Raw genomic sequence first — 9212 nt, 5'->3', positions numbered from 1 at the left:
CTGCGGGGGACGCCGCGCCGTCCGAGACCGACGATGCAGGCGCGGCCAGCCGCTTCGAGTGGGGCGATGGCCCCGACCGGGTGGCGCAGGCAGTGGGCAGCGATGCCCGCGTGGCTGCGGGGGAGGGCTACGACGATGTGTCTGCATGGCCGGAGTCGTCGGTCGTCCGTGTCGATGGCGAACCTCGGCTCGTCCTGCCCGTCGGAGACCCCGGTCAAATTCAGATCCACTTCGTCGTTGGCGACTGCTACTACGTGAATTGGGTGGGGCCGGGGCTGTCAATCGACGAGGCGCGCGACTACGCAGGGCGCATGTAACCGCGGTGACCGAGAGGCTCTCCGCCAGCCGCTAGCGTTAAGCCCGTGCTGCGGGTCGTCGTGCTGATCTCGGGCGGCGGGTCGAACCTCGCCGCGCTGCTTGGCGAGTGCGACGCTCCGGGCTTTCCGGCCGAAGTGGTTGCCGTCGGCGCCGACCGCGACGCGGTCGGGCTCGATCACGCGCGAGCGCGCGGAATCCCGGCGTTCGTCGTACCGTTCGCCGCGCATCCTGATCGCGAGAGCTGGGGCGACGCCCTGGTTGCGGCCGTCGCCGTGCACGAGCCCGATCTTGTCGTACTGTCGGGGCTCATGCGTCTTTTGCCGCCGCGTGCCGTCGACGCGTTCGCGCCGCGGCTCATCAACACGCACCCCGCCTACCTGCCTGAGTTTCCCGGCGCCCATGGCGTGCGCGATGCCCTCGCCGCCGGCGTCACCGAGACGGGCGCGAGCGTCATCCTCGTCGATACGGGCGTCGACACGGGGGCGATCCTCGCGCAGGAGCGCGTACCCGTGCTGCCCGACGACGACGAGGCCACCCTGCACGACCGCATCAAGCCCGTCGAGCGTCGTCTGCTCGCCGACGTCGTGCGCGGCATCGCCGACGGCACCATCGCGCTCGACCCGATCGCGGCGAGCAGTCACGCTCAGCCCGACCCTGACCTCACGACGTAGACCCACCGCGTCGAACAGCACACACCCCGACAAAGGAGCACCGTGGCCGCCCCCACCCCGAACGCCGCCGACTACCGCCACCGCGATACCGTCCCGGTGCGCCGCGCCCTCATCTCGGTGAGTGACAAGACGGGGCTCGTCGAGCTGGCCGCCGCGCTCGTCGAGGCGGGCGTCGAGCTCGTGTCGACCGGTTCGACCGCCGCGACGATCGCCGCCGCCGGTCACCCCGTCACCGAGGTGTCCGAGATCACCGGGTTTCCCGAGTCGCTCGACGGCCGCGTGAAGACCCTGCACCCCGCCGTGCACGCCGGGCTTTTGGCCGACCTGCGGCTTGAGCGCCACGAGCACCAGCTCGCCGAGCTCGGCTTCGCGCCCTTCGAGCTCGTCGTCGTGAACCTGTACCCGTTCGTCGAGACGGTCGCGTCGGGTGCCTTGCCGCTCGCCGTCGTCGAGCAGATCGACATCGGCGGCCCGGCGATGGTGCGCGCCTCGGCGAAGAACCATCCGAACGTCGCGATCGTCGTTGACCCGGCCGACTACGGCACGGTGACGGATGCTGTTCGCGCCGGCGGCGCGGATCTCGCGCTGCGCACGCGCCTCGCCGCGAAGGCGTTCGCGCATACCGCCGCGTACGATGCGGCGGTCGCCAGCTACCTCGCCGAGCGGGTTGCGGAGCAGGACGCGGACGGGGCGAGCGAGACTGCGGGCCTGCCCGCAAGCATCCGGATTGCCGTCGATAAGGCGGCCGATCTGCGCTACGGCGAGAACAGCCACCAGGCCGCGGCGCTCTACCCGGCGGCGGGTGGCACGGGCATCGCCCAGGCGACCCAGCTCGGCGGCAAAGAGATGTCGTACAACAACTTCGTCGACGCCGACGCAGCCCTGCGCGCCGCCTTCGACCACGACGAGCCCGCCGTCGCGATCATCAAGCACGCGAACCCCTGCGGCATCGCCGTCGGTGCCACGATCGCCGAGGCGCACGCGGCCGCGCACGCCTGCGACCCGGTGTCGGCCTTCGGCGGCGTGATCGCCGCGAACCGTCCCATCACGCGCGAGGCCGCCGAGTCGATCGCCCCGATCTTCACCGAGGTCATCGTCGCGCCCGGGTTCGACGAGGGCGCGCTCGAGGTGCTCGCCGCGAAGAAGAACCTGCGCCTGCTGCAGCTGCCCGAGGGTTATGCGCCCGAGGTGCTCGAGCTGCGGCAGCTGTCGGGCGGCTTCCTTGCCCAGCGCCCCGACCGCCACTTCGCCGACCCCGCCACCTGGCAGCTCGTCTCGGGCGAGGCGGCTAACGAGGCGACCCTTGCCGACCTCGCCTTCGCCTGGCGGGCCTGCCGCGCCGTGAAGTCGAACGCGATCCTGCTTGCTCACGGCGGCGCGTCGGTCGGCGTCGGCATGGGCCAGGTCAACCGGGTCGACTCGTGCCACCTCGCCGTGACGCGCGCGGGGGAGCGGGCCGCCGGGTCGGTCGCCGCCTCCGACGCGTTCTTCCCGTTTGCCGACGGCCTGCAGGTGCTGATCAATGCCGGCGTGCGCGCCGTCGTGCAGCCCGGCGGCTCGGTGCGCGACGAGGAAGTCATCGCCGCGGCCCAGGCCGCCGGCGTGACGATGTACCTCACGGGCGAGCGTCACTTCTTCCACTAATCGCATCGCCCGTCACCTCGTGATCGGTGCGTTGGCCCGTGGACGGTGATGCGGGCGTGGCGTGGCGGAGGTCAGTGATGCTGGGATCTTGGGCGAGCTTTATCCGCGCGCGCTGGTACCTGCCTCGAGCAGTCGACTCAGAAATCTCGAGGGCTCGGGCGGCGTCAACGACACTGAAACCGTCCCAGTGAATAAGGCGGACGAGCTCGGCCTGGTTTACGGGAAGGCGGGCGATAGCTTCCCGCACCTCGTCGAGTGGAGGTGCGGAGGAGTGTGCTCGGATTTCGTCGCGCAGTCGAGCCGCGTTATCGCGGTGGCGGCGCTGACCACGCTGCCAGTTCCGGAGCGTGTTTCGCGCGACCCCGTATAGCCACATTCGGGCTTCTTCGTCGCTGCGCGGGATCGCCTTCCGCTTTCGCCAGGCGGTCATCGACAGCTCCGAGAGGAGATCGGCGGCATCCTCCTCGGGGCACACGCGTCTCTGAAAATATCGAAGCAGTTCGGCGGAGCACTCGACCAGAATGTGCTCAGCCCGAGCCTCATTCGATTCGTCTGCCGTCACGGTGCCGTGCAATCGACTCGCGATTCAAGAGAGACGCCCTCACCGAGGAAACCGCGCTCGCCGAGGTCGCGGCTGATCGCCATCTGGGTGGCGACGCCGAGATTCCTCATCTCATCCGGGTAGGCATCGAGGTCGCGTTCGAGAATTGCCTCGGCGTCAGATGTGTACGTTTCGGGGTCAATCGATGCAATGAAGGTGCGTGCCTCGAGAAGGCGCGCCGCTGAGTCATCAGTGGCTGTTTGCCCATCGGTCGTGACGGACAACATGATCTCGCACCGCACCCACGCGTTTCCGTCGAAGAACGCATTGGTGGTAAGAACGGCATCCTCGGCCGGCGTCCATGCCCACCACTCTGAGATCAGTGGGGCCGCATACGCGACGCCTGTCGTGAGCGTAATCCCGCCAATCAGGCTGGCGGCGATAACACCGATGGCTTTCGTGGTTAGTCGCGGTGCTTGCTTTCTTGCACTGTCCACAACCGTCGCTTTCGCCAGTGCGTCAATCTGCGACGATTCGACGACCTCTGGGCGAGATGCATTGAGGGCTCGTGTGAGTTCGAGTTCTTCCATACTTACGTCATGTCCATTGGTCGCCGAATCTTAACGACACTGCACAATTCCTCGGACCCGCTCGCACTCGCGTCGGCGCGTCGGGAATTGCCGCTGGCGCCCCCACCGTTGACCCGATAGTCTGCAAGGCTGCCCGCGCCCGGACACCCTCTGAGAGCGGTGCGGCGAGACGCCCACCACACCGCGACGCGCCACGAGCGCGCCGTGCCTGACACACGAGGAACCACGTCGTGACGACCGCTGACGCCCCCGCCGCGCCCCGCAAGAGCGAACTCAGTACGTTCCGCGCCATCGCGCGCATCTACCCGTACGCAAAGCCTGCGGTGCCGTGGATCATCGCCGGCATGGCCGCCGCCCTCGCCGGTGGAGTGGTCAGCCTGCTGATCCCGATCGTGCTGCAGGGCCTCGTCGACGGTCCGCTCGCCGACGGCAACTCGGTCGGCATCTGGCCGGCCGTGGGCATCGTGCTCGCGCTCGGCGTGATTGAAGCGGCCATGATCATGCTGCGCCGCTGGCTCGTGCTGACGCCCGGCACGCACATCGAGGCCCGCATGCGCAACGGCCTGTACGCGAAGCTGCAAGACCTGCCCGTCGCCTTCCACGACCGCTGGCAGTCGGGGCAGCTGCTGTCGCGCGCGGTCAGCGACCTGAACCTCATCCGCCGCTGGATCTCGTTCGGCCTGGTACTTCTCGTCGTCAACGTCATCACGATCCTGATCGGCATCGTCGTGCTGCTGAACTGGAGCATCTGGCTCGGCCTGCTGTTCTTCGTCACCTCCATTCCGATCTGGGTATACGGCTATGTCTTCGAGAAGAAGTACTCGGTCATTGCCCGCCGCGTGCAAGACCAGCAGGGCGACCTCGCGACGGCCGTCGAAGAGAGCGTGCACGGTATTCGCGTTCTGAAGGCGTTTGGCCGCGGCAAGCACTCGCTGCTAAAGTTCGCCGACCAGGCCGAACTGCTGCGCGGAATGGAGATTCGCAAGGCCAAGGCGATTGCCGGCATCTGGTTCTGGCTCGTGCTCATTCCCGACGCGGCATTCGCTCTGTCGCTACTGGGGGGCGTCGCGCTCGCCGCCGCCGAGCAGCTCACGGTCGGCCAGCTGCTCGCCTACTTTGCGACCGCGACAGTGCTGCGCTTCCCGATCGAGTCGATCGGCTTCCTGCTGGCCATGACGTTCGACACCCGCAGCGCCGTCGACCGCTTCTTTGACGTCATGGACGAGACGAACACGATCACCGACCCCGAGCATCCGGTCACCGTCGAGCAGCCGGTCGGCCGCCTCGTTTTTGAGGATGCGCGGTTCCGCTACCAAGACGCGCCCGCGTCCCAGCGCGACCAGCTCGACGGCATCCAGCTCGAGCTGGAGCCGGGTGAGACGATGGCGCTTGTCGGCATCACGGGCAGCGGCAAGACCACGCTGACCGCCCTGACGACGCGCCTGTACGACGTGACGGGCGGGCGCATCCTGCTCGACGGCGTCGACATTCGTGAGCTGACGCGCGAAGAGTTGCGCCGCCGCATCGCGATGGCGTTCGAAGACGCGACGCTGTTCTCCTCGAGCGTGCGCGACAACGTGCTGCTGGGCCGGCCCGAGCTTGCGGGCGATGACCCTGCCGTGGAGGCCGAAGCCGACCGCGTGCTGGCCGAGGCGCTCGACATCGCGCAGGCCGGCTTCGTCTACGACCTGCCCGAGGGCGCCGACACGGTCGTCGGCGAAGAGGGCATGAGCCTCTCGGGTGGCCAGCGTCAGCGTCTTGCGCTGGCCCGCGCGGTGGCCGCCAAGCCCGACGTGCTCGTGCTCGACGACCCCCTGAGCGCCCTCGATGTCGACACCGAGGCGCTCGTCGAGGCCGCACTGCGCCGCGTGCTCGCGACCACCACGGGCCTCATCGTCGCCCACCGCCCGTCGACCGTGCAGATGGCCGATCGCGTCGCACTGCTCGAGGAGGGGCGCATCACCGACGTCGGCACCCACAGTGAGCTGCTCGCCCGCAACGAGCATTACCGCTACGTCATCTCCTCCCTCGAAGACGAAGAGCTCGCGCAGATCGAGCGCGACGAGCGTGAGCTGCGCCTGGCGGAGGAGGCCTCCCGCGTGCAGGAGGCCACGGTGCGCGAAGCCCGCGTCATCGACAAAGACGGATTCGAACGAGACGGGGAGGTGAAGCGATGAGCGTTCTCGGTGTCGCCGGAGAAGAGCGCGACAATTACACGAAAGACGAGTCGCGCCAGATTCGCCAACGCTCGCTGCGACTGCTCGGCTCGCTGTTGCGCCCCGTGCGCGGCCGCATCGTGTTCGCGATGGTCGTCGTCGTGTTCTCGACGGCGCTGCAGGTCGCTGGCCCGTTCCTCATCGCTCGCGGCATCGACCAGGGCCTGCCGGCCGTCGCCGACAACGGCGATTGGATGCCCATCGCGCTCATCGTCGCCGGTTTCGTTTTCGCCGCCCTCGTCGGCGCCGCCACGATCGCCTGGTACCAGGTGATGAGTGCGCGCATCAGCCAGGCGATCCTGCTCGACCTGCGCAAGCGTGTCTTCCTGCACACCCAGAACCTGAGCCTCGAGTTTCACGAGTCGTACACCTCGGGCCGCATCATCTCGCGCCAGACGAGCGATCTCGACTCGATTCGCGAGCTGCTCGACTCGGGCATTAACCAGCTGGTGTCTGGCCTGCTCTACATGGGGTTCACGGCCGGTGCGCTGATTCTGCTCGACGCGCCGAGCGGGCTCGTGCTGGCCGCGGCGCTGATTCCGTTGCTGATGCTGACGCGCTGGTTCCAGGTGCGCTCGCAGAAGATGTTCCGCCTGACGCGCGTGGCGTCCGCGCGCCTGATCGTGCACTTCGTCGAAACGATGACGGGCATCCGCGCTGTGAAGGCGTTCCGCAAAGAGCCGCGCAACGCGCGCGAGTTCGGCGACCACGTCGAGCAGTACCGGCACGCCAACGCTCGCGTGATCCAGCTGTTCGGCATCTTCGACCCGGGTCTCGTGCTCATCGGCAACGTCGCGGTCGCCGGCGCCCTGCTGTGGGGGGCCTTCCGCGTCGTCGACGGCTCGCTGCAGATCGGCGTGCTCATCGCGGTGCTCTTGTACGTGCGCAACTTTTTCGGCCCCGCCGAAGAGATGGCCATGTTCTACAACTCGTACCAGTCGGCCGCCGCCGCGCTCGAGAAGATCTCGGGCGTGCTGGAGGAGTCGCCCTCCGTGCCCGACCCGACCACCCCGATCGACCTCTGGCAGGCGAAGGGTCACGTGCGCTTCGAGAGCGTGCGCTTTGCCTACAACGAGGACACGGTGGTGCTGCCCGACTTCGACCTCGATATTCCGGCGGGGCAGACGATCGCGCTTGTCGGCACGACGGGGGCCGGCAAGTCGACTCTCGCGAAGCTCATTGCCCGCTTCTACGACCCGAGCGAGGGGCGCGTGACGCTCGACGGCGTCGACCTGCGCAAGCTGCATCCGAAAGACCTGCGCCGCGCGATCGTCATGGTCACGCAGGAGGCGTACCTGTTCTCGGGCACTGTGGCCGACAACATCGCCCTCGGCAAGCCCGACGCCACGCGGGAGGAGGTCGAGGCTGCCGCCCGCGCGGTCGGCGCGCACGAGTTCATCAGCTCGCTGCCGAACGGCTACGAGACCGACGTGAACAAGCGCGGCGGGCGCGTGTCGGCGGGGCAGCGCCAGCTGATCTCGTTCGCGCGGGCGTTCCTCGCGAACCCGACGGTGCTGATCCTCGATGAGGCCACGGCGTCGCTCGACATTCCGAGCGAGCGCCTGGTGCAGGAGGCGCTGCAGACCCTGCTCGCCGACCGCACCGCGGTCATCATCGCGCACCGCCTGTCAACGGTGGCGATCGCTGACCGGGTGCTCGTCATGGAGCACGGCCGCATCATCGAAGACGGCAGCCCCGCCGAGCTCATCGCCGGGGCCGGCAAGTTCGCGCAGCTGCACGCCGCCTGGCGCGAGTCACTCGTCTAGCGTTCCACAGCGCCAACGTGCAGGGCGACGAACCCGTTGCCCGGCACCTCGGCGGCGAAGCGCCCGTCGTCGTCGACCTCGATCGCCGTGCCCGACAGCACATCGGTGTAGGTGCCCGCCCGCAGTGACGTCTCGAACGTGCTCGTCAGTGCGAGCGGCCCGGCGTTGAACGCGATGTAGCCGTACTCACCGCGACCGAAGCCCGAGAGTGCGCGCAGGTCGCCGTCGAAGCGCACGCTGTCGGTGAGCGGAGCCTCGCCGACCGCCGAGCGGAAGGCGAGCATGCCCTCAACGCCCGTCCAGCGGTGCGGGCACACCCACTCGCCAGGTTCGTAGCGCGGCTGCGGCCCGTCGTTCGCGAACTCGCACGAGGCGTCGACGACGCGACCGTCCTCCCGAAGCGGGGGCGCAGCATCCCGCCCTTCGAAGGCGTAGCCGCTCATGAGCTGGGGCGTGCCGTACGGGTGCGCGAGCAGGAAGGCGAGCGCGAGCAGATAGCGATCGCCGTCCTTGTACGAGAGGGTCTCGCCGTTGCGCTCGGTGTCGTGGTTGTCGACGAACGAGATGGCGAGCTCGCTCGGCACTGAGCCGCCGTCTGGGCCGAACACGACGTCGGGGTTGAGTGCCCCCGAGTCGACCATGCTCTTCACCGTGCGCGCGTAGAGGAACTCCCACGACGGCCCGTTGTCGAGGTAGTCCTCGGGCTGAATTGGCTCTCCGGATGCCCGAATCACCTCCTGATACACGCGCACCTCGTCGGGCAACCCCGCCGTGATCGCGGTGATGTCGGCCGGCTCCATGTGCTTCGCCGCGTCGATGCGGAACCCCGCCACCCCGAGCGACAGCAGATCGTCGAGGTAGGCGCGCAGGCCCTCGCGCACGCGCTCGGTGCCGGTTGCGAGGTCGGCGAGGTTCACGAGCTCGCAGTAGCGAACCTCGTCGGCGTTGCGGTAGTCAATGATGTCGCCGGTCGGCGACTCGGTGCACTGGTGGAAGTCGTCGGGCCCCCAGATGCCGGGGTAGGCGTAATGCTCGTAGTCGCTGCCCGCCCAGCCGACGCCCGCCGTGCCGAGCCCCGTCATGTGGTTGACGACGGCGTCGGCGACGATGTCGACGTCGTGCTCGGCGCACGTCGAGACCATGGCCGCGAACTCGTCGCGCGTGCCGAGCCGAGACTCGATGCGGTAGCTCACGGGCTGGTAGTGCACCCACCACTCGTCGCGCACAACATGCTCTTGGGGCGGGCTCGTCAGCACCCAGTCGATGCCCGCCTCGCCGAGGTGCTCGCACTCGTCGGCGATTGCGTTCCAGGTCCACTGAAACAGCAGGATGCCTGCATCGCGCGTACCCTGCGGCTGCGGCGCCGTCGTGGCCGGGGTGCACCCGGCGAGCAGGGCGATCGAGGTGACGAGGGCGATTCCGGCGGCGGCAACTCTGCGGCCCGCGCGGTGTGCAAGCGCTTGCAT

8 protein-coding genes are annotated in these 9212 nt (G+C 68.5%); 5 read left to right on the top strand and 3 right to left on the bottom strand.

Annotated elements, in window-relative coordinates; all coding sequences use genetic code 11:
* From EV141_RS12280 to purH, 3 genes are all read left to right on the top strand, one after another.
* On the top strand, positions 1–317 hold a 317-nt coding region (locus tag EV141_RS12280; protein WP_157985559.1), incomplete at its 5' end, for a hypothetical protein.
* 45 nt (positions 318–362) lie between these two features.
* Positions 363–989 (top strand): phosphoribosylglycinamide formyltransferase, encoded by a 627-nt coding sequence (gene purN, locus EV141_RS12190; protein ID WP_130486242.1) that lies wholly within the window; start codon positions 363–365, stop codon positions 987–989.
* A 42-nt stretch (positions 990–1031) separates the two neighbouring features.
* The gene (purH, locus tag EV141_RS12185) at positions 1032–2633 is read left to right on the top strand and encodes a bifunctional phosphoribosylaminoimidazolecarboxamide formyltransferase/IMP cyclohydrolase (protein WP_130486241.1); all 1602 of its coding nucleotides are present in this window, start codon (positions 1032–1034) and stop codon (positions 2631–2633) included.
* Here the strand turns inward: purH and EV141_RS12180 are convergent.
* Both EV141_RS12180 and EV141_RS12175 read right to left on the bottom strand, forming a co-directional pair.
* Positions 2605–3195, bottom strand: a complete 591-nt coding sequence (locus tag EV141_RS12180; protein ID WP_277871067.1) for an RNA polymerase sigma factor — start codon at positions 3193–3195, stop codon at positions 2605–2607. The genes purH and EV141_RS12180 overlap by 29 nt on opposite strands.
* Positions 3192–3764, bottom strand: coding sequence for a hypothetical protein (locus EV141_RS12175; protein WP_130486240.1), 573 nt, complete (start codon positions 3762–3764; stop codon positions 3192–3194). The genes EV141_RS12180 and EV141_RS12175 overlap by 4 nt, the downstream gene beginning before the upstream one ends.
* A gap of 230 nt (positions 3765–3994) precedes the next feature.
* Here EV141_RS12175 and EV141_RS12170 point away from each other — a divergent pair, with 230 nt between their 5' ends.
* Both EV141_RS12170 and EV141_RS12165 read left to right on the top strand, forming a co-directional pair.
* Positions 3995–5941, top strand: a complete 1947-nt coding sequence (locus tag EV141_RS12170; RefSeq protein ID WP_241969265.1) for an ABC transporter ATP-binding protein — start codon at positions 3995–3997, stop codon at positions 5939–5941.
* Complete coding sequence (locus tag EV141_RS12165) at positions 5938–7746, top strand: ABC transporter ATP-binding protein (protein WP_130486239.1); 1809 nt, start codon at positions 5938–5940, stop codon at positions 7744–7746. The genes EV141_RS12170 and EV141_RS12165 overlap by 4 nt, the downstream gene beginning before the upstream one ends.
* Here EV141_RS12165 and EV141_RS12160 read toward each other — a convergent pair.
* Positions 7743–9212 carry an alpha-amylase gene (locus EV141_RS12160; protein ID WP_130486238.1) on the bottom strand — a complete coding sequence of 490 codons (1470 nt, stop codon included), beginning with the start codon at positions 9210–9212 and terminating at the stop codon, positions 7743–7745. The two genes, EV141_RS12165 and EV141_RS12160, sit on opposite strands and share 4 nt — an antisense overlap.

The organism is Microcella putealis, assembly GCF_004216575.1.
GTDB lineage: Bacteria > Actinomycetota > Actinomycetes > Actinomycetales > Microbacteriaceae > Microcella > Microcella putealis.
Note: the sequence above shows the minus strand (reverse complement) of the source record. Positions and strands in the feature narration are given on the sequence as shown.

What these genes read in the sequence shown, in the direction of transcription:
- EV141_RS12175 (WP_130486240.1), bottom strand. Translation starts at nt 3,764, where the DNA reads ATGGAAGAACTCGAACTCACACGAGCCCTCAATGCATCTCGCCCAGAG.
- EV141_RS12165 (WP_130486239.1), top strand. Translation starts at nt 5,938, where the DNA reads ATGAGCGTTCTCGGTGTCGCCGGAGAAGAGCGCGACAATTACACGAAA.
- EV141_RS12160 (WP_130486238.1), bottom strand. Translation starts at nt 9,212, where the DNA reads ATGCAAGCGCTTGCACACCGCGCGGGCCGCAGAGTTGCCGCCGCCGGA.